The organism is Lysobacter sp. 2RAF19 (genome assembly GCF_052115395.1).
Classification (GTDB): Bacteria; Pseudomonadota; Gammaproteobacteria; order Xanthomonadales; family Xanthomonadaceae; genus Noviluteimonas.
This window is the reverse complement of record NZ_JBFRGO010000001.1, coordinates 1,114,483-1,134,421: the sequence shown is the minus strand read 5'-3', so window position 1 is coordinate 1,134,421 and position 19,939 is coordinate 1,114,483. Positions and strand designations below refer to the sequence as shown.

Genomic DNA, 19,939 nt, shown 5'->3' with positions numbered 1-19,939 from the left:
ACGACGGGGATCGGTGGTGTCGCAACCAGTGCGGTGGGTGGTCTTGAAGTTCGGCGGCACCTCGGTGTCGCGTCGCAATCGCTGGGACACGATCGGCCGCCTGGCGAGCAAACGGGTCGGCGACGAAGGCGTGCGCGTGCTCGTCGTCGTGTCCGCGCTCTCGGGCGTGACCAACGAGTTGCAGGCGATCGCCTACTCGGCGCCCGGCGAAGCCTTCGATCACCGCATCGATGCGCTCGTCGAACGCCACCGCGCGTTCTGCGCGGAGTTGGACCTGGACGCCGACGCGGTCCTGGGCGAGCGCCTGGGCGCACTGCGCACACTTGCCACCGATGCGCGCGCGCAGATGCGTGCGCTGTCCTGGCAGGCGGACGTGCTCGCGCAAGGGGAATTGTTGTCCTCGACGCTCGGCGCGGCCTACCTGCGTTCGCAGGGCCTGGATTTCGGTTGGAGCGATGCGCGCGATTGGCTCGACGCGGTGTCGCTGCCCAATGCGAGTCCGTGGGCGCAGCGCCTGTCAGTCAATTGTCGCTGCGCACCCGATGCCGCGCTGCAAGCGCGCTTCGATGCGCAGCCCGCGCCGATGCTGGTGACGCAAGGCTTCATCGCGCGCCACGACGATGGCGGCACCGCGATCCTCGGTCGCGGTGGTTCCGATACCTCGGCGGCGTACTTCGGCGCATTGCTCGGCGCATCGCGCGTGGAAATCTGGACCGACGTGCCCGGCATGTTCAGTGCCAACCCGCGCGAAGTGCCCGACGCGCGCCTGCTCACGCGCCTGGATTACGCCGAAGCGCAGGAAATCGCGACGACCGGCGCGAAGGTGCTGCATCCGCGTTCGATCGCGCCCTGCCGCGATGGCGGCGTGCCGATCACCATCCTCGACACCGAGCGCCCCGATCTTCCCGGCACGCGCATCGACGCCAGCGCCGCGACGGTGCCCGGCGTCAAGGCGATCAGCCGCCGCAACGGCATCGTGCTGGTGTCGATGGAAAGCATCGGCATGTGGCAACAGGTGGGCTTCCTCGCCGACGTGTTCGAGCGCTTCAAGCGCAACGGCCTGTCGGTGGACTTGATTGGTTCCTCTGAAACCAACGTCACCGTGTCGCTGGACCCCAGCGAAAACCTGGTGACGACCAACGTGCTGGAAACCCTGTCGGCCGACCTTGCCGAAGTCTGCCGCGTGAAGGTGATCGCGCCCTGCGCGGCGATCACGCTGGTCGGCCGCGGCATGCGTTCGCTGCTGCACAAGCTGTCCGACGTGTGGGCGACCTTCGGCCAGGAACGCGTTCATCTGATTTCGCAGTCGTCGAACGATCTCAACCTGACTTTCGTCGTCGACGAAGCCGACGCCGACGGCATGCTCCCGCAATTGCACGCCGAACTGATCCGTGGCGGCGCGATGCCGGTGCAGGACACGACCGTGTTCGGCCCGAGCTGGCGCGACATCGCGCACGGCAAGCCGGCGCGTCGCGTGCCGTGGTGGGTGGGCAAGCGCGAGGCGTTGCTCGCCATCGCCAACCACGCCACGCCGACCTACGCCTACGACCTGGCGACCGTGCGCGATCGCGCACGCGACCTGGCGTCCATCGATGCGATCGAACGCCGCTACTTCGCGATCAAGGCCAACCCGCATCCGGCCATCCTGCGCACGCTGGTCGAAGAAGGCTTCGGCCTGGAATGCGTGTCGATCGGCGAACTGGAGCACGTGTTCCGCACCGTGCCGTCGCTGTCGCCCGAGCGCGTGCTGTTCACGCCGAGCTTCGCGCCGCGCGCCGAATACGAAGCCGCCTTCGCGATGGGCGCGACGGTCACGCTCGACAACGTCGAAGCGCTGCAGCGCTGGCCCGAGGTGTTCCGCGGCCGCACGATCTGGCTGCGCCTGGACATCGGGCACGGCGGCGGCCACCACGCGAAGGTCAACACCGGCGGCGTCGCGGCGAAGTTCGGCCTGTCGCTGCAACGCTTCGACGAATTCGTCGCGCAGGCGCAGAAGCTCGATGTCCGCATCGTCGGCCTGCACGCGCACATGGGCAGCGGCATCGACGATCCCCGCCACTGGCGCGTGGTGTACGCCGAACTGGCGGGCATGGCCGACAGCGTGGGCACCATCGAATCCATCGACATCGGCGGCGGCCTGCCAGTCGCCTACACACCGGATGCGGAAGACTTCGACCTGGGCGCATGGCGCACGGGGCTGGAAGAAATCCGCGCGGCCTATCCGCGCTTCAAGCTCGTGGTCGAGCCCGGCCGCTTCATGGTGGCCGAGTGCGGCGTGCTGCTGTTGCATGCCACGCAGGTCGTCGAGAAGGACGGCGTGCGCCGCGTCGGGTGCGACGCGGGCATGAACGCGCTCGCGCGCCCGGCGATGTACGGGGCCTACCACGGCATCCACAATCTCTCGCGCATGGCCGACGTCGACCTGCTGGATTTCGACGTCGTCGGCCCCATCTGTGAAAGCGGCGACGTGCTGGGCCATTCCCGCCTGTTGCCGGCGGCGACGGCGGAAGGCGACGTGATCCTCGTCGCCGACGCGGGCGCCTACGGCATGGCCATGGCGAGCACCTACAACCTGCGCGCGCTGCCCGCAGAGGACACCATCGAATGACCGGCTGGACTTTTTCGCGCGACACGATCCGCGCGTTCCGCTTCGTGCGCAACACCTTCGATGCCGCCACCGGCGTGGCGCAGCTGGTTTACGCCTTCGACGAGGGTCCGGAGCTGATCGAGACGATCACGCTGCCGGGCGCACCGTTCACGCTGGACGGCGCGCGTGCCGACGCCGCGCAACGGGCATTGCGCTTGCTGCATTTGCTGGCCGGCGTGAGTTATTACAAGGCGGCCGTGCCTGCGGAGATCCGCATCGAAGGCGAGCCGATCGACGCGGCGACGGCGTCGATGCTCGATTCGTTCTATCTCAACGGCCTGGGCGAGTTCGCCTATCGCAACGGGCTGCACCTGCACGAGCGCATCAAGTTCCCGCATTGGGGAGACAACGCGCCTGCAGCGCCCGCGGTCGGCTTGCCCGAGCACGCGCTCGTCGCCATCGGCGGCGGCAAGGATTCGCTGGTGTCCATCGAAGCGCTGCGCGCTGCGGGCGTTGCGCAGACGGTCACGTGGATCGGCGGTTCGCAGTTGATCAAGGCCTGCGCCGAACGCACGGGCCTGCCGACGCTCAACATCGGGCGCGCACTCGCGCCGGCCTTGTTCGAATTCAATCGACAGGGCGCGTTGAACGGGCACATCCCGGTGACGGGCGTGAACTCGGCGATCATGCTGTTCGCCGCGATCGTGCTCGGCGCCGACCAGGTCGTGTTCTCCAACGAGCGATCGGCCAGCTATGGCTCGCTGATCCCCGGCACGGGCGAAGTGAACCACCAGTGGTCGAAGGGCTGGGCGTGGGAGCAGGCGCTCGCCGACCATGTGCAATCGCATGTGGCGGCCGATCTGCATTACTACTCGCTGCTGCGGCCGATGAGCGAACTCGCAGTCGCGCGGCAATTCGCGAAGACCGACCGCTACGACGCGCACTTCTCCAGCTGCAACCGCAATTTCCACCTGCTCGGCGAACGCCCCGCGAACCGCTGGTGCGGCGTGTGTCCGAAATGCCACTTCGTCTTCCTCGCGCTGGCGCCGTTCATGCCAAAGCCGCGCCTGGTCGGCATCTTCGGGCGCAACCTGCTCGACGATCCGGCGCAGACCGCCGGTTACGACGCGCTGCTGGAATACCAGGACCACAAGCCTTTCGAATGCGTGGGCGAGGGACGCGAATCGCGCGCGGCGATGGCCGCGCTCGCCGCGCGCCCGGAATGGCGCGAGGATGCGCTGGTCGAACGTTTCGCGCGCGAGATCGCGCCGCAACTCGATGCGGGGGAACTCGATGTCGCCGGTTTGATGGTGATCGACGAGGAGCACCGCATTCCTTCCGCGCTGTGGGCCAAGCTGCGTGCGCATTTCGTCGCTTGAGGGCAAGCGTGTCGCCCTCTGGGGCTGGGGCCGCGAAGGCCGCGCGGCGTATCGCGCGCTGCGTGCGCGGCTTCCGCAGCAGGCGCTGACGCTGTTCTGCGATGCGGCCGAAGCCGGACAGGCCGCGGAATTGCACGACGCTGCGCTGACGACGCGCACGCAGGTCGACGGCGATGCACTCTCCGCGTTCGACGTGGTGGTCAAATCGCCGGGCATCAGCCCGTATCGCAACGAAGCGGTGTCCGCCGCCGAGCGCGGCACGCGCTTCATCGGCGGCACGGCCCTGTGGTTCGGCGAGCATGCGGCGAACGGACACGGGCGCACGCTTTGCGTCACCGGGACGAAAGGCAAGAGCACCACGACCGCGTTGCTCGCGCACTTCCTGCGCGCGGCAGGGCATCGCACCGCGCTGGCGGGCAACATCGGCATGCCGATGCTCGAGTTGCTCGACGCCGATGCGTCGGCACAGGACGCGCCCGCGTACTGGGCGATCGAGTTGTCGAGCTACCAGACGGGCGATGTCGCCGATAGCGGCACGCAGCCCGACGTCGCGATCGCGCTGAATGTGTTTCCCGAACACCTGGACTGGCACGGCGGGCAAGCGCGCTACGTGGCCGACAAGCTGCGCCTGGTCACCGACGCGCGCCCGCGCATCGCGGTGCTCAACGCGACCGACCCGACGCTCGCCGCGTTGCTCCTGCACGCCGACACGCAGGTGCGCTGGTTCAATCGCGAAGATGGTTGGCACCTGCGTGGCGATGTGTTGTATCGCGGCGATCGCGCCGTCTTCGACACTGCGTCCTTGCCGCTGCCCGGCCGCCACAATCGCGGCAATCTCTGCGCGGTGCTGACCGCGATCGAAGCGCTGGGCCTGGATGCCGCCGCGCTCGCGCCGCATGCCGCGGCTTTCCGCCCGTTGCCGCATCGCCTGCAAACGATCGGCGTGCGCGACGGCATCACCTACGTCAACGATTCGATCAGCACCACGCCGCATGCGAGCCTCGCGGCGCTGGCGTGTTTCGCCGATCGTCGCGTCGCGCTGATCGCCGGCGGCCACGACCGTGGCATCGATTGGTCGGGGTTCGCCGAGGAAATGCGGACGCATGCGCCCGCGGCCATCGTCACGCTCGGGCAGAACGGGCCGAAGATCCACGATCTGCTCGAGTCGGTCGCACGCGGCGGCGGGTTCCTCCTGCGCGCGGCCACCGACCTGCCCGACGCGATGGACCAGGCGCGCGCGGCCCTGGCGGGCGAGGGCGTCGTGCTGCTTTCGCCCGGCGCGCCCAGCTTCGGCGCCTACAAGGACTACGTCGCGCGCGGGCGCCATTTCGCGGCGCTGGCGGGCTTCGACCCCGACGCGATCAGCGCGATCCCGGGCATCGGCATCGCCTGAGCGTTCACGCCATGGCCGCGTTTCCGGCGTAGTCTGCCGCACCAGAACACCACCCAGGCAAACGGAGTCCGCCATGCGTCGCACGATGTTCGGTCGATCGTTGTTCGCGTTGATGCTCTGCGTTTTCGGGATGTCGGCCGCGCACGCCGAAATGCAGGCAAGGCCGGTCGAATGGAAGGTCGGCAAGGACACCTTCAGCGGTTACCTTGTTTATGACGACACGAATGCGATCAAGCGCCCCGGGCTGTTGATGGTGCCCGATTGGTATGGCGTCACCGATTCGGCGATCGCCAAGGCCAAGCATGTCGCCGGCGACGATTACGTCGTGCTGCTCGCCGACGTGTACGGCAAGGGCGTGCGCCCGAAGACCGATGCCGACGCGCAGGCGCAGGTGAAAAAACTCTACGACGACCGCACGAGCCTGCGTGCGCGCGCGACCAAGGCGCTCGACGTGCTGCGCGCCGCGAAGGACGTCCCGCTCGATACCAAGCATATCGGCGCGATCGGTTATTGCTTCGGCGGGGCCACCGCCCTGGAACTGGCGCGCAGCGGCGCCGACGTCTCGGCCGTGGCGACTTTCCACGGCGGCCTGAACACCACGATGCCCGCCAAGGCCGGCACGGTGAAGGCGAGCATCCTCGTCCTGAACGGTGCGGACGACCAATACACGGCCAGCGACATCCCCGCGTTCGAAAACGAAATGAACGCCGCGCGCGTGGACTGGCAGTTCGTGAACTTCAGCGGCGCGGTGCATTGCTTCGCGCTGCCCGATGCGAACAAGCCGCCGGGCTGCGTCTACAACGAACTGGCGATGCGGCGCGCCGAACGGATGATGCGCGTGTTCTTCGCCGAGCGATTCGCGAACTAACGATCCCGCGAGACCGAATACCGCGCCAACCCCCGCAACGCATCGGTCGCGACGTTCGACGGCAACGCATCGAGCGCCGCCTCCGCCGCTTGCGCGAATTCGAACGCGCGCGCGCGGCTGTAATCGAGCCCGCCAGTGGCGTTGATCGCCGCGACCACCTGCGGCATCGCGTCCACGTCCCCGTGTTCGACGGCATTGCGCAAGGCCGCGCGCGTGGGTGCGTCGCTGTGGAGGATCGCGTGGATCAGCGGCAGCGTGGCCTTGCCTTCTGCGAGATCGTCGCCCAGGTTCTTGCCCAGCGCATCGGCGTCGGCGGCGTAGTCGAGCACGTCGTCGGCGATCTGGAAGGCATAGCCCAGTTGCAGGCCGTATTCGTGCATCGCATCGCAGGTCTTCGCATCCGCGCCGGCGAGCAATGCGCCCAGGCGCGTGGCGGCGGCGAACAGGACGGCGGTCTTGCGCTCGATCACGCGCAGGTACGCCGCCTCGTCGGTGTCGGGGTTGCGCACGTGCAGCAACTGCAGCACTTCGCCCTCGGCGATCTGGTTGGTGGTGTCGGCGAGGATGCGCATGACTTCCATGCGCTCGAGTTCGACCATCAACTGGAAGCTGCGCGAATACAGGAAGTCGCCGACCAGCACGCTGGCCGCGTTGCCCCACACCGCGTTGGCCGTGCGGCGGCCGCGGCGCAGGTCGGATTCGTCGACGACATCGTCGTGCAGCAGGGTCGCGGTGTGGATGAACTCGATGACCGCGGCGAGCTGGTGCGCGTGCGGGCCGCGATGGCCGAGCGCGCGCGCGGCGAGCAACAGCAGCATCGGGCGCAGGCGCTTGCCGCCCGCGCCGATGATGTACTCGCTGACCTGGTTGATCAGCACCACGTCGGAGGCCAGGCGCTTGCGGATCAGCGCGTCGACGGCGGCCATGTCCTCCTGCGCGAGGGCCTGGATCGCGGGCAGGTCGGGGAGGCTGCGGTCGGGGGCTGCGTTCACGTCGGAGGCGGGCAAGGCGGCAGGGCGGGCGGCAATTATAGGCAGCCCCGCACATTCACCGTCCCGCGTTTGCCGCACGGGGTGGGGGCATGAGACCATTCGCGGGTACAACCAGCACCACCTGCCGCGTGGGAGAGACCGGTTCGACGCCGGCGCCGAAGGAGCAACCGCCCCGGAAACTCTCAGGCAAAAGGACCTCGCGGCAGACACAATCTGAAAAGTGACCGGCGGTCTCGCACCGCGCGTCCCGGAGTTCCTCCCCCTTCCGGCCGCGCGACCCCTGCATGCGACCCGTCCCGGCCCGCCGAAGGAGTAACGCTCTCAGGCGAATAGACAGATGGGGCGCCCTATTTCACCAAGGCGCGCCCATGACCACCCCGCTGGATACCCGCAACGAATTCATCGCGCGCCATATCGGTCCGCGCGAGGCCGACACCCGGGCGATGCTCGACCTGCTCGGCCACGCCTCCCTCGACGCGCTCACGCAAAGCGTCGTTCCCGCCAGCATCCGCGGCACCGCGGTCCTCCCGGCCAGCGACGGCTTGGGCGAAGCCGAGGCGCTCGCGCAACTGCGCACCTACGCCGACAAGAACCAGGTCCTGCGTTCGTTCATCGGCCAGGGCTACTACAACACGCACACGCCCGCGCCGATCCTGCGCAACCTGCTCGAGAACCCCGCGTGGTACACGGCCTACACGCCGTACCAGCCGGAAATCTCGCAGGGCCGCCTGGAAGCGCTGCTCAACTTCCAGACGCTGGTGTCCGACCTGACGGGCATGGAAATCGCGAACGCCTCGCTGCTCGACGAAGGCACCGCCGTCGCCGAAGCGATGACCTTCTGCAAGCGCCTGTCGAAGAACAAGGGCGCCAACGCGTTCTTCGTGTCGCAGCATTGCCATCCGCAGACGATCGACGTCGTGCGCACGCGCGCCGAACCGCTCGGTTACGAAGTTGTCGTCGGCGACGAGTTCGCGCTGGAAGACGTCTCGAAGTTCTTCGGCGCCGCGCTGCAATATCCGGCGACCAACGGCGACGTGCACGACCTGCGCGCGATTGTCGCCAAGTTCCATTCGGCCAATGCGCTGGTCGCGGTCGCCGCCGACCTGCTCGCGCTGACGCTGCTCACGCCGCCGGGCGAATTCGGCGCGGACCTGGCGATCGGCAGCGCGCAGCGCTTCGGCGTGCCGCTGGGCTTCGGTGGCCCGCACGCGGCGTATTTCGCGACGAAGGATGCGTTCAAGCGCGACATGCCGGGCCGCGTGGTCGGCATTTCGATCGACCGCCACGGCAAGCCGGCCTATCGCCTGGCGATGCAGACGCGCGAGCAGCACATCCGCCGCGAGAAGGCGACCTCCAACATCTGCACCGCGCAGGTGTTGCTGGCCAACATCGCGAGCATGTTCGCCGTCTACCACGGGCCCGAAGGCCTGCAGGCGATCGCCGAGCGAACGCATGCGCTCACCGTCATCCTCGCCGCCGGCCTGAAGCAGCTCGGCGTGCAGGTCGAACAGGCCACGTGGTTCGACACGATCACCCTCGCCACCGGCGGCCGCACCGGCGCGCTGCACGACAAGGCGCGCGCGGCGGGCTACAACCTGCGCGAGATCGATCCTTCGCGCCTGGGCGTTTCGCTCGACGAAACCACCACGCGCGGCGACATCGAAGCGCTGTGGCACGTCTTCGCCGGCGAAGGCGCGGCGATCCCCGACTTCGATACCCTGCGCGGCATGGATGCGACGCTGCCCAAGGGCCTGCGCCGCACGTCGAAGTTCCTGCAGCACGCGGTGTTCAACACGCATCGCTCCGAAACCGAGTTGATGCGCTACCTGCGCCGCCTGGCCGATTACGACCTCGCGCTCGACCGCACGATGATCCCGCTGGGCTCGTGCACGATGAAGCTCAACGCCGCGAGCGAGATGATCCCGGTGACTTGGCCGGAGTTCGGCGCGCTGCATCCCTTCGCGCCGGAAGACCAGGCGCTGGGCTACGCGAAGATGACCCAGGACCTCGAGCGCATGCTGTGCGAGGCCACCGGTTACGACGCGGTTTCGCTGCAGCCCAACGCCGGTTCGCAGGGCGAATACGCGGGCCTGCTCGCCATTCGCGCCTACCACGCCAGCCGTGGGGAAGGGCATCGCGACATCTGCCTGATTCCGTCTTCGGCGCACGGCACCAACCCCGCGACGGCGAACATGGCCGGCATGCGCGTGGTCGTCACCGCGTGCGATGCGCGCGGCAACGTCGACCTCGACGACCTGCGCGCGAAGGCCGCGCAGCATTCGGACAAGATCGCCGCGATCATGATCACGTATCCCTCCACGCATGGCGTGTTCGAGGAAGGCGTGCGCGAGATCTGCGAGATCGTGCATGGCCACGGCGGCCAGGTGTACATCGACGGCGCGAACATGAACGCCATGGTCGGGCTGTGTGCGCCGGGCAAGTTCGGCGGCGACGTCTCGCACCTCAACCTGCACAAGACCTTCTGCATTCCGCACGGCGGTGGTGGTCCCGGCGTCGGCCCGATCGGCGTGAAGTCGCATCTGGCGCCCTTCCTGCCGGGGCATCGCACCGGCCACCTCGCGCGCAAGGACGGCGCCGTGGCTGCGGCGCCCTACGGCAGCGCGAGCATCCTGCCGATCACGTGGATGTACATCCGCATGATGGGCGGCACGGGCCTGCGCCTGGCATCGCAGATGGCGATCCTCAACGCGAACTACATCGCGCGCCGCCTCGAAGAGCATTACCCCGTGCTGTACGCCGGCCACGAAGGCCTCGTCGCGCACGAATGCATCCTCGACCTGCGCCCGCTGAAGGACAGCAGCGGCATCAGCGTCGAAGACGTGGCCAAGCGCCTGATCGACTTCGGCTTCCACGCGCCGACGATGTCCTTCCCCGTCGCGGGCACGCTGATGATCGAGCCGACGGAAAGCGAGTCGAAGGAAGAACTCGACCGTTTCTGCGAGGCGATGATCGCGATCCGCGAAGAGATCCGCGCGGTCGAGAGCGGCATGCTGGACAAGGACGACAATCCGCTGCGCAACGCGCCGCACACCGCCCAGGAAGTGGTGGGGGAGTGGACGCATCCGTATTCGCGCGAAGCCGCGGTGTATCCGCTGGCATCGCTCGTGGCCGGCAAGTACTGGCCGCCGGTGGCGCGCGTGGACAACGTTTACGGCGACCGCAACCTCGTCTGTTCCTGCCCGCCGCTCGAGGCTTACGCCGACTAAGGGCAACGGCCGGCGTTGTGCACTGCGCAATGCCGGCCTTCCCGGCGACCGTCCTTCCCCTGCAGCGCGCCGCCGGTCCGGGGGGCGCGCCTGCCGACGCCTCGTCGTGCGCGCTCGTCACCCGGCGCGCCGGACGGGGCTAGCATCGGCGCATGGAAACCTCCGTTGCCGTCGCTGCAGACAAGCGCAAGCACGCCCGGTTCAACGTCTTGTGCGCGGTGCTCGTCGCGCCGAACGGGCATTCGCACGAGGGTTACATCCTCGACCTGTCCGAAGGCGGCGCGCGCGTGGACCTCGTGCCGGGCTGGACGCCGTCCGACGGCACGCAACTGCGCATGTTCTTCGACGTGCCCGACAGCGACTCGATCACCTTGCAGACGCACGTCGCCTGGGTGGCGATCGACCACATGGGCCTGCGCTTCGACGCCGAACAGGACGCCGAGATCGGACGCCTGATGGAAGCCGCCGGCGCGGTGTGACCGCGGCTACGCCGAATCGGTTTCGCGCGCGAGTTCGATGAGGTCGCGGATGTTGCGCGCGCCGAGCTTGCGCATGATCTTCATCTTGTAGGCGCTGACCGTCTTGTTGCTCAGGCGCATGTGTTCCCCGATGTCGCGGTTGGACTGGCCGGCGACCAGGCAGCGGAACACTTCGAACTCGCGTTCGGTCAGGCGCGTGACCGGACGTCCGTCGGTCTGTCCGTCGCCGGCCAACATCAGCAGTTCCTGGTTGAAGTAGGACTTGCCGCGCGCCACCACGAGCGCGGCCATCGCGATTTCGCTCATCGCATCGGTCTTGTGCACGAACCCGTTGGCGCCGGCACGCAATGCGCGCAGGCCGCTTTCGTGCGCCTCGCCGCCGGAGACGACGAGGATGCCCACGCCCGATCCGCCTGCACGCAGGCGCGAGATCACCTCCACGCCGCCGAGCACGGGAACGCCCAGGTCGATGATCAGCAGGTCCGGTTGCAGCGTGCGCACCGCCGAGAGGGCCGCGCCGCCGTTGTCGTGCACGGCGACGACTTCGAAGGTCTCGTTGATTTCCAGCAGGTCTTTCAGTGCGGCCGACACCATGGGGTGGTCGTCGACGATGATGACTCGATACATGGATCTGGCCCTGGTTGGACGAAGGTGGCGAGCGAGCGCGCCCCCGCGATCGCATGCGACCCGATTCTAGGCACGCGATCGCCGTGGACGACGGCAGGTGGTGCAGATCTGCACCAAGGGGCACGCGTGTCGCACAGGGACGACATCGCGAAGGCGCGGATTAGAAGGCAAGCGCCAATCCCGCGAAACGCACGGAGTACAAACATTCGCAGAGTTAAGACGTTTCCAGTCCGCATCCGCGCTGATTCATCGATGCGCAAGTGACGGGCTGCCCCGGGATGGCCGCGGGTCCGCGATGTCCGCCCCCGGGCGCCGGACGGGCCGCGGGTGTGATTCCGCCGACAGGTCGGCAGGCGGCGTCCCCGGCCGCTGGTACCATGTGCGCACTGGCCCGCCGGCCCCCCGCGACCGGCCGTACCCATCCCGCATTCGAGGACACGCACTCCATGGCACGTGGCATCAACAAGGTGATCCTGGTCGGCAATCTCGGCAACGACCCGGAAACCAAGTACACGCAGGGCGGCATGGCCGTCACCTCGATCAGCCTCGCCACCACCAGCGTGCGCAAGGACAAGGAAGGCAACACCCAGGAACGCACCGAGTGGCACCGGGTGAAGTTCTTCGGGAAGCTCGGCGAAATCGCCGGCGAATACCTGCGCAAGGGCTCGTCGGTCTACGTCGAAGGCTCGATCCGCTACGACAAGTTCACCGGCCAGGACGGCGTCGAGAAGTATTTCACCGACATCGTTGCCGACGAGATGCAGATGCTCGGCGGCCGTGGTGAAGGCGGCGGTGGTGGCGGTGGCGGTGGCGGTGGTGGTGCCCGCGCCGAGCGCGGCGGCGACCGTCCGCAGCGTTCCGCGCCCCCGCAGCGCCAGGGCCAGGGCCAGGAAGGCGCGCCGCGCCGCGATTCCGCGCCGCCCGCGCGCGACTTCGGCGACGACTTCGCGGACGACGACATCCCGTTCTGATGGCGCGTCGCCCGCGGCCTTGCGTCGCGGGCGGCAACGATGCAGGACACGCGGCCCGGGAGAGGGGCCGTTTTACCGGGGAATGTCCCCATCGCCGGTCTGGGGCGGCGACTCGCAAGGCACTGGAGGCTGATGTGACGACCTGGTTGGTGACCGGCGGCGCCGGATTCATCGGCGGCAATTTCGTACTCGACGCGGTGCGCCGCGGCGTGCGCGTGGTGAACCTCGATGCGTTGACCTACGCGGGCAACGTCGACACGCTCGCGCCCCTGGCCGGCGACGCGAACCATGTGTTCGTGGAAGGCGACATCGGCGATCGCGCACTCGTGGATCGCCTGCTGCGCGAGTACACCCCCGATGCCGTGATCAACTTCGCGGCCGAAAGCCATGTCGATCGCTCGATCGATGGCCCCGCGGCCTTCGTGCAGACCAATGTCGTCGGCACGCTCGCATTGCTCGAATCCACGCGCGATTACTGGAAATCCCTGCAGGGCGCGGCGAAGGACGCCTTCCGTTTCCTGCATGTCTCCACCGACGAGGTCTACGGCTCGCTGGGCGAGACCGGCAAGTTCACCGAAACCACGCCGTACGCGCCCAACTCGCCGTACTCCGCGTCGAAGGCCGCCTCCGACCACCTGGTGCGCGCCTTCCACCACACCTACGGCCTGCCGGTCCTGACGACCAACTGCTCGAACAACTACGGCCCGTACCAGTTCCCGGAAAAGCTCATCCCGCTGATCATCGCGCGCGCGCTGGCCGGCGAGCCCCTGCCGGTCTACGGCGACGGCAAGAACGTGCGCGACTGGTTGTACGTCGGCGACCACTGCGCCGCGATCCGCACCGTGCTCGCGGGTGGCCGCGTCGGCGAAACATACAACGTCGGCGGCGACGCCGAGCGCCAGAACATCGATGTCGTGCGGACCATCTGCGCACTGCTCGACGAGCGCCGCCCGCGCGACGACGGCAAGAAGCGCGAATCGCAGATCACCTTCGTCACCGATCGTCCCGGCCACGATCGCCGTTACGCGATCGACGCCGACAAGCTCAAGGGCGAACTGGGCTGGAAGCCCGAACACACCTTCGAACAGGGCATCGCCGATACCGTTGACTGGTATCTGGCCAACCAGGATTGGGTGGGTCGCGTGACCGACGGCAGCTATCGCCTCGAACGCATCGGGACGGCCGCATGACGCCGGCGCGCACGACGGCACGCAAGGGCATCATCCTCGCCGGTGGTTCGGGCACGCGCCTGTATCCGATCACCAAGGCGATCAGCAAGCAGCTGCTGCCCGTCTACGACAAGCCGATGATCTATTACCCGCTGAGCGTGCTGATGCTCGCCGGGATCCGCGACGTGCTGATCATCAACACGCCGCACGAGCAGGCGCTGTTCCAGAACCTCATCGGCGATGGCGCGCAGTGGGGCATGAACATCGAATACGCCGTGCAGCCCAGCCCCGACGGCCTGGCGCAGGCGTACCTGATCGGCGAGAAATTCGTCGACGGCAAGCCCAGCTGCCTGGTCCTGGGCGACAACATCTTCTACGGCCACGGCCTGACCGAGTTGTTGCAGCGCGCCGACGACCGCACCGAGCATGCCGCGACCGTCTTCGGCTACTGGGTGCGCGATCCGGAGCGTTACGGCGTGGCCGAATTCGACACCGACGGCCGCGTGGTCGGCCTGGAAGAGAAGCCCGCCAAGCCGCGTTCCAACTACGCCGTCACCGGCCTGTACTTCTACGACGGCAACGCGAGCGAATACGCCGCCAAGCTCAAGCCCTCGGCGCGCGGCGAACTCGAAATCACCGACCTCAACCGCGTGTACCTCGAGCAAGGCCGCCTGCACCTGGAAAAACTCGGGCGCGGTTACGCCTGGCTCGACACGGGCACGCACGAATCGCTGGTCGAGGCCTCGACGTACATCGAGACGATCGAAAAACGCCAGGGCCTGCGCGTGTGCTGCCCCGAAGAAATCGCCTACTTCAACAAGTGGATCGACCGGGCGCAGCTCGAAGCGCTGGCCAGGCCGCTCGCGAAGAACGGTTACGGCCAATACCTGCTCAGCCTGCTGGAACACGGACGCGTCGAATGAAAGTCGTCGAAACGCAATTGCCTGGTTGCGTCGTGATCGAACCCGCCGTCTGGGGCGATGCACGCGGTTTCTTCTACGAAGCCTGGAATGCCGAGCGTTTCGGCGCACTCGGTTTGCCGACCAACTTCATGCAGAGCAACGTGTCTTCCTCCAGCCGCGGCGTCCTGCGCGGCCTGCACTACCAGTGGCCCAACCCGCAGGGCAAGCTGGTGAGCGTTTTGGAAGGCGAGGTGTACGACGTCGCCGTCGACATCCGTCGCGGTTCGCCGACCTTCGGCCAGCACGCCGGCGTGATCCTCAGTGCCGACAACAAGCGCCACTTCTGGGTGCCCGAAGGCTTCGCGCACGGGTTCGCCGTGTTGTCCGAGCGCGCGCTCTTCAGCTATCTGTGCACGGCGCCGTACGACAAGGCGGCCGATGCCAGCATTCGCTGGAACGACGCACAGCTGGCAATCGACTGGCCGATCGGGCATCCGTCGCTGTCGGACAAGGACGCGAACGCGCCTTTCCTCGCCGACGTCGCGCAAGAGCGCCTTCCGGTCTACAGCACGCCATGAACGTCCTGCTCCTCGGCGGCGACGGCCAGCTCGGCCGGCGCCTGCGCGGCACGCTCGCGCCGCTGGGCGATGTCGTCGTGACCTGCCGCAGCGGCACGCTGTCCGACGGCACGGTGTGCGAAGCCTTGGATCTGACCGACCTGGACGCGATCGACGCACTGGTCGCGCGCGTCGTGCCCGACATCGTCGTCAATGCCACCGCGCATACGGCGGTGGATCGCGCCGAGTCCGAACCCGAGCTCGCGCACCGCATCAACGCCGAAGCACCGGCGCGCATCGCCGCCGCCTGCGCCGCGCGCGATGCGTATTTCGTGCATTACTCGACCGACTACGTGTTCGACGGGCAGGGCACGCGCCCGTACCGCGAAGACGATCCGACCGCGCCGCTCGGCGTGTACGGGAATTCGAAGCGCGCCGGCGAAGTCGCGATCATCGGCAGCGGCGCGCGCCACGCGATTTTCCGCACCGCGTGGGTGTACGACGTGCACGGCCACAATTTCCTGCGCACGATGTTGCGCGTGGGCGCCGAGCGCGAAGAACTGCGCGTCGTCGACGACCAGGTCGGTACGCCGACTCCCGCATGGCTGCTCGCCGACGTCACCGCGCATGTGCTGCGCGAACCGAATCGCCGCAACGGCCTGTGGCACCTGGCCACGACCGGCAAGACGAGTTGGCACGGCTTCGCAACGGCGATCTTCGAAGGCGCGGTCGCACGCGGCCTGCTCGCTAAGGCGCCGCGCGTGGTGCCGATTCCGACCTCCGATTACCCGACGCCTGCCGCGCGCCCCGCGTATTCGGTGCTCGACACCGCCGCGGTGCAACGCGATTTCGGCATCGCGCTGCCGGATTGGCGGTCGGCGCTGGACGCCACGCTCGACCGGATGCCGCCCGTCACTTGACCCCGTGCATCCACCGCTTCAACAGCGGCGTGATCACCAGGAACACCACCGCCGAGCCGATGCCGATCCACAGCATCAGGTGGAACAGGTGCGCGTATTTCCCCGCGGCATCGACCACGTCGATCGCACCGCCCTCCGGGATTTCGATCGAAGCGAGTTTGCCGAACGAGGCCGCCAGCACTTCCGAATACGCCGTCGCGAGCCAGAAGCCGCCCATCATCAACCCGACGACCTGCGCGACCGACAACTGCGTCACCGCCGACAGGCCGATCGGCGACAGGCACATCTCGCCGAATTCGAGCAGGAAGTAGGCGAGCACCAGCCACCACACGCTCGCCATCGCGCCGGGGCCGACGGTGTGCGCCGCCGCGAGTAGCGGCAGGAACGACAGCGCGGCGAACAACAACCCGATCGCGCTTTTGAGCGGTTTGCTCGGATTCGCGCGGCGCTTCTCCAGCCACGGCCAAAGCCACGCGAAGAAGGGCGAGAGCAGCACGACGAAGAACGATCCCAGGAAGGTCAACGAGCCAGCCGTCTGCGGCACTAGCACCACATCGCGGAAGCACGCGACCGCCATCGCGAGCACCCAGATGGCGACGAGCGTGCGCGCGAATCCGCGCTTCCCCGCATCGCTCGCACGCAGCGCCATCACGATCAGGACCGGCGAGCCCGCCATCAACCAGATCGACCACGGCAACGTGCCGCTCGCATCGCTCACCAAGGACGGGAACATGTCCTTGGTCATCAGGCGGTCGGTGAAGGTCAGCCACGAGCCGTAGGTCTGCTCGTACAGGGTGAAGAACACCAGCACGCCGAGGATGATGATCAGCAGCGCGATCATCTGCTCGCGTTGTTCGCGCGTGCAGCGCGCGATGACGTACCAGACGAACCACGCGAAGAACAACGCGGCCACCACGTGCATCGACCAATGCACCGCGCCGGTGGTCTGGATCAACTGCCACACCACCGCCACGCCGGCGAACGAACCCAGGTAGATCCACCATTCGCGCGACAGGCCCGCCACGCGCGTGCGCAGCGCCGCCGGATCGCGCGGCTCGGCATGGCCATGCAGGTACTTCTGTCCCCACAGGAACATCGCCAGCCCCGCGAGCATGCCCACGCCCGCCGCGCCGAACCCGTATTTCCACCCGTAGGTTTCGCCGAGGAACGCGCAGATCAAACCGGCGAACAAACCGCCGACGTTGATACCCGCATAGAAGAGCGTGAAGCCCGAATCGCGCCGCGGATCGTCTTCGGCGTACAGCTTGCCGACGATCGTGGAGATGTTCGGCTTGAGGAAGCCCACGCCCATGATGATCAGCGCGAGCGAGGCATAGAACACCTGCAGGGCGCCGGCATCGCGGACCATCACGCCGTTGACGCGATGCGCCGCCTCGCCTTCGACCGCCATGCCCAGGTGCCCGAGGCACAACAGGATGCCGCCGAGCACGACCGCCTTGCGCATCCCGAGCCAACGGTCGGCGAGCAGGCCGCCGATCACCGGCACGGCATAGACCAGGCCGCCATAGGCGCCGATGAGGTCGTAGCCCGCGTCGTCGTTGAAGCCGTGGTGCTTCAGGAGATAAAGCAGCAGCAACGCCTTCATCCCGTAGAACGAAAAGCGCTCCCACATCTCGGTGAAGAAGCAGACGAAAACACCTTTCGGATGCCCGAGGAAGTCTTCGCTGCGCGGAATGTCGGTATAGGCGGTGACGGACGTCGACATCGCGCGGATTCCCCTGTCCGGCACGGACGGGGCGAGTATAGGCTGGACTTGGCCGGGGGCGCCGCGTAGGGTTGGCCCGATTTTTTCCGATCAAGACGGGGAGTCGCACGCCGTGTCCAGCAACGCTCAGGGCGGCCTTGCGCCGCGCAACGAGTTCACCCTGCGCGCCCTGATCCTGGGCGTGGTCATCACCCTGGCCTTCACGGCCGCCAACGTGTTTTTCGGCCTGAAGGCCGGCCTGACCTTCGCCACGTCCATTCCGGCGGCGGTGCTCGCGATGGCGCTGCTGCGCAACTTCAAGGATTCGACGATCCAGGAAAACAACATCGTGCAGACGGTCGCGTCCGCGGCCGGAACGCTGTCTTCGATCATCTTCGTGCTGCCAGGCCTGGTGATCGTTGGGTGGTGGACCGGCTTCCCGTACTGGACCTCGTTCCTGATCTGCGCGCTCGGCGGCATCCTCGGCGTGATGTATTCGATCCCGCTGCGCCGCGCGCTGGTCACCAACTCCGACCTGCCGTATCCCGAAGGCGTGGCCTGCGCCGAAGTGCTGAAGGTCGGCAGCCCCGGCGCCGAAGGCACGGCCGAAGGCGCGGAAGCCAGCCGCGCTGGCCTGCTTGCGGTGGTGTGGGGCGCTGTCGTGGCGGCCGCGTTTGCGATCGTTGTCGCCACGCGCATCTTCGCCAGCGACGTGAAGAGCTACTTCAAGGTCGGCGAGAACGGCGTGTCCGGCTTCGATTTCGCGCTGTCGATGGCGTTGTTTGCCGTCGGCCATCTGGTCGGGCTGTGGGTAGGCCTTGCGATGTTGCTCGGCGCGGCGATCGCCTGGATCTGGGGTGTGCCGCACTTCTCCTCGGAAATGTTGGGCGCCCTGGGCAGCCCGGAGGACATTGCCGGCGCAACGCATGGCGCCCAGGTGCGTTTCGTCGGCGCCGGTACGATTGCCGTCGCGGCGATCTACACGCTCGCCAAGCTGGTCAAGCCTGTCTTCATCGGTCTGACGTCGGCGATGCAGGCCAACCGCGTGCGGAAGGCCGGCAAACTCGATTCGCTGCCGCGGACGGAGCACGACATTCCGATTCCCGTGGTCGGCATGATCATGGCCGCGTGCTTCGTACCGATCGGCTTCCTTCTCTCGTATCTCGCCGGCCAGACCGGCCTGAGCGCGCATGCGCCCGCGCTGGTCATCGGCGGCCTGATCTACATCGTGGTCATGAGCTTCCTCGTGTCGACGGTGTGCGGCTACATGGCCGGCCTGATCGGCTCGTCCAACAGTCCGTTGTCCGGCATCGGCATCATCGTGGTCATCGGCGCAGCACTGCTCCTGGTGTTCGGCATCAAGCCGTTCCTCGAGCCGGGACATGAGAAGGGCCTGGTTGCATTCGCGCTGTTCGTCACCGCGGTGGTATTCACCGTCGCGGCGATCGCCAACAACAACTTGCAGGACCTCAAGACCGGCCAGCTCGTCGATGCCACGCCGTCCGCCCAGCAGTGGGCGCTGATCGTCGGCGTGCTTGCCGGCGCGGCGGTCATTCCGCCGGTGCTGTCGATCGTCAATAAAGCGTACGGATTCGCCGGCGCGCCGGGCGTGGATCCCGCGCACGCGCTTGCCGCGCCGCAAGCGGGCTTGATTTCTGCACTCGCGAAGGGCGTCATCCAGAATGACGTTCCGTGGAACTTGATCGGCATCGGCGCCGGCATCGGCGTTGCATTGATCGTGCTGGACGCCGTTCTCCGCCGCACGACGAAGTCCGCACACCTTGCACCGCTCGCGGTCGGACTCGGCATCTACCTGCCGACGTCTGCGACGTTGATGGTGGTCGTCGGCGCGATCGTCGGCGCGTACTACGACAAGCGCGCTGACCGCGGCCCGCGTCCGGAAGCGACCAAGCAACTCGGCGTCCTGCTGGCCTCCGGATTGATCGTCGGCGAAGGCCTGGTTGGCGTGCTTATTGCGGCGATCGTTGCATTCTCCGGCCAGAATTATCCGCTGGGGCTGGTTGGCGACGATTTCGCTGCGAAGTACAGCGTATGGGTCGGCGGCATCGTCTTCGTTGCGGTGCTTTTCCTGCTCTATCGCTGGATCGAACGCCTCAGCCGCCAGACCACCTGACGCACTTTCTGTCTCTTCATCGGAATACC

Annotated in this window: 15 protein-coding genes and 1 riboswitch; of the genes, 12 read left to right on the top strand and 3 right to left on the bottom strand. The window is 67.4% G+C overall.

Going from position 1 to position 19,939, the window contains the following annotated elements; all coding sequences use genetic code 11:
• Positions 1–16 precede the first annotated feature (16 nt).
• The 4 genes from AB4059_RS05525 to AB4059_RS05510 all read left to right on the top strand — a co-directional run bounded on the left by AB4059_RS05525 (position 17) and on the right by AB4059_RS05510 (position 6,227).
• The gene (locus tag AB4059_RS05525) at positions 17–2,608 is read left to right on the top strand and encodes a bifunctional aspartate kinase/diaminopimelate decarboxylase (RefSeq protein WP_498977321.1); all 2,592 of its coding nucleotides are present in this window, start codon (positions 17–19) and stop codon (positions 2,606–2,608) included.
• Complete coding sequence (murL, locus tag AB4059_RS05520) at positions 2,605–3,966, top strand: UDP-N-acetyl-alpha-D-muramoyl-L-alanyl-L-glutamate epimerase (RefSeq protein WP_498977320.1); 1,362 nt, start codon at positions 2,605–2,607, stop codon at positions 3,964–3,966. The genes AB4059_RS05525 and murL overlap by 4 nt, the downstream gene beginning before the upstream one ends.
• Positions 3,947–5,359 (top strand): UDP-N-acetylmuramoyl-L-alanine--D-glutamate ligase, encoded by a 1,413-nt coding sequence (murD, locus tag AB4059_RS05515; protein ID WP_498977319.1) that lies wholly within the window; start codon positions 3,947–3,949, stop codon positions 5,357–5,359. Before murL ends, murD begins: the two co-directional genes overlap by 20 nt.
• Positions 5,360–5,444: 85 nt before the next feature.
• Positions 5,445–6,227 (top strand): dienelactone hydrolase family protein, encoded by a 783-nt coding sequence (locus AB4059_RS05510; RefSeq protein WP_498977854.1) that lies wholly within the window; start codon positions 5,445–5,447, stop codon positions 6,225–6,227.
• On the opposite strand, the gene AB4059_RS05505 is transcribed toward AB4059_RS05510, so the two are convergent.
• Positions 6,224–7,219 (bottom strand): polyprenyl synthetase family protein, encoded by a 996-nt coding sequence (locus tag AB4059_RS05505; protein ID WP_498977317.1) that lies wholly within the window; start codon positions 7,217–7,219, stop codon positions 6,224–6,226. The two genes, AB4059_RS05510 and AB4059_RS05505, sit on opposite strands and share 4 nt — an antisense overlap.
• 119 nt (positions 7,220–7,338) lie before the next feature.
• Positions 7,339–7,427, top strand: a riboswitch (glycine riboswitch).
• 160 nt (positions 7,428–7,587) lie between these two features.
• Here AB4059_RS05505 and gcvP point away from each other — a divergent pair.
• Positions 7,588–10,446, top strand: a complete 2,859-nt coding sequence (gcvP, locus tag AB4059_RS05500; protein ID WP_498977315.1) for an aminomethyl-transferring glycine dehydrogenase — start codon at positions 7,588–7,590, stop codon at positions 10,444–10,446.
• Positions 10,447–10,598: 152 nt separating this feature from the next.
• Positions 10,599–10,925, top strand: a complete 327-nt coding sequence (locus tag AB4059_RS05495; protein WP_498977313.1) for a PilZ domain-containing protein — start codon at positions 10,599–10,601, stop codon at positions 10,923–10,925.
• A 6-nt stretch (positions 10,926–10,931) separates the two neighbouring features.
• On the opposite strand, the gene AB4059_RS05490 is transcribed toward AB4059_RS05495, so the two are convergent.
• On the bottom strand, positions 10,932–11,552 hold the full coding sequence (locus tag AB4059_RS05490; protein ID WP_498960581.1) for a response regulator: 621 nt from the start codon (positions 11,550–11,552) through the stop codon (positions 10,932–10,934).
• Between the two features lie 446 nt (positions 11,553–11,998).
• On the opposite strand from AB4059_RS05490, the gene ssb reads away from it, so the two are divergent.
• The 5 genes from ssb to rfbD all read left to right on the top strand — a co-directional run bounded on the left by ssb (position 11,999) and on the right by rfbD (position 16,071).
• On the top strand, positions 11,999–12,523 hold the full coding sequence (ssb, locus tag AB4059_RS05485; RefSeq protein WP_498977311.1) for a single-stranded DNA-binding protein: 525 nt from the start codon (positions 11,999–12,001) through the stop codon (positions 12,521–12,523).
• Positions 12,524–12,657: 134 nt separating this feature from the next.
• Complete coding sequence (gene rfbB / locus AB4059_RS05480; RefSeq protein ID WP_498977309.1) at positions 12,658–13,713, top strand: dTDP-glucose 4,6-dehydratase; 1,056 nt, start codon at positions 12,658–12,660, stop codon at positions 13,711–13,713.
• Positions 13,710–14,615, top strand: a complete 906-nt coding sequence (gene rfbA / locus AB4059_RS05475) for a glucose-1-phosphate thymidylyltransferase RfbA (protein ID WP_498977307.1) — start codon at positions 13,710–13,712, stop codon at positions 14,613–14,615. Before rfbB ends, rfbA begins: the two co-directional genes overlap by 4 nt.
• Positions 14,612–15,172, top strand: coding sequence for a dTDP-4-dehydrorhamnose 3,5-epimerase (gene rfbC, locus AB4059_RS05470; protein ID WP_498977305.1), 561 nt, complete (start codon positions 14,612–14,614; stop codon positions 15,170–15,172). Before rfbA ends, rfbC begins: the two co-directional genes overlap by 4 nt.
• Positions 15,169–16,071 carry a dTDP-4-dehydrorhamnose reductase gene (gene rfbD, locus AB4059_RS05465; protein WP_498977303.1) on the top strand — a complete coding sequence of 301 codons (903 nt, stop codon included), beginning with the start codon at positions 15,169–15,171 and terminating at the stop codon, positions 16,069–16,071. The genes rfbC and rfbD overlap by 4 nt, the downstream gene beginning before the upstream one ends.
• Here rfbD and AB4059_RS05460 read toward each other — a convergent pair.
• Positions 16,064–17,797 carry a peptide MFS transporter gene (locus tag AB4059_RS05460; RefSeq protein WP_498977301.1) on the bottom strand — a complete coding sequence of 578 codons (1,734 nt, stop codon included), beginning with the start codon at positions 17,795–17,797 and terminating at the stop codon, positions 16,064–16,066. The two genes, rfbD and AB4059_RS05460, sit on opposite strands and share 8 nt — an antisense overlap.
• A gap of 112 nt (positions 17,798–17,909) precedes the next feature.
• Between AB4059_RS05460 and AB4059_RS05455 the strand changes: the two genes are divergently transcribed.
• The gene (locus AB4059_RS05455; protein ID WP_498977299.1) at positions 17,910–19,910 is read left to right on the top strand and encodes an OPT family oligopeptide transporter; all 2,001 of its coding nucleotides are present in this window, start codon (positions 17,910–17,912) and stop codon (positions 19,908–19,910) included.
• Positions 19,911–19,939 lie beyond the last annotated feature (29 nt).

Bases quoted from the DNA above. Each gene is read 5' to 3' on its own strand.
- murL (WP_498977320.1), top strand. From the start codon at position 2,605: ATGACCGGCTGGACTTTTTCGCGCGACACGATCCGCGCGTTCCGCTTC.
- AB4059_RS05510 (WP_498977854.1), top strand. From the start codon at position 5,445: ATGTTCGGTCGATCGTTGTTCGCGTTGATGCTCTGCGTTTTCGGGATG.
- gcvP (WP_498977315.1), top strand. From the start codon at position 7,588: ATGACCACCCCGCTGGATACCCGCAACGAATTCATCGCGCGCCATATC.
- AB4059_RS05495 (WP_498977313.1), top strand. From the start codon at position 10,599: ATGGAAACCTCCGTTGCCGTCGCTGCAGACAAGCGCAAGCACGCCCGG.
- AB4059_RS05490 (WP_498960581.1), bottom strand. From the start codon at position 11,552: ATGTATCGAGTCATCATCGTCGACGACCACCCCATGGTGTCGGCCGCA.
- ssb (WP_498977311.1), top strand. From the start codon at position 11,999: ATGGCACGTGGCATCAACAAGGTGATCCTGGTCGGCAATCTCGGCAAC.
- rfbA (WP_498977307.1), top strand. From the start codon at position 13,710: ATGACGCCGGCGCGCACGACGGCACGCAAGGGCATCATCCTCGCCGGT.
- rfbC (WP_498977305.1), top strand. From the start codon at position 14,612: ATGAAAGTCGTCGAAACGCAATTGCCTGGTTGCGTCGTGATCGAACCC.
- rfbD (WP_498977303.1), top strand. From the start codon at position 15,169: ATGAACGTCCTGCTCCTCGGCGGCGACGGCCAGCTCGGCCGGCGCCTG.
- AB4059_RS05460 (WP_498977301.1), bottom strand. From the start codon at position 17,797: ATGTCGACGTCCGTCACCGCCTATACCGACATTCCGCGCAGCGAAGAC.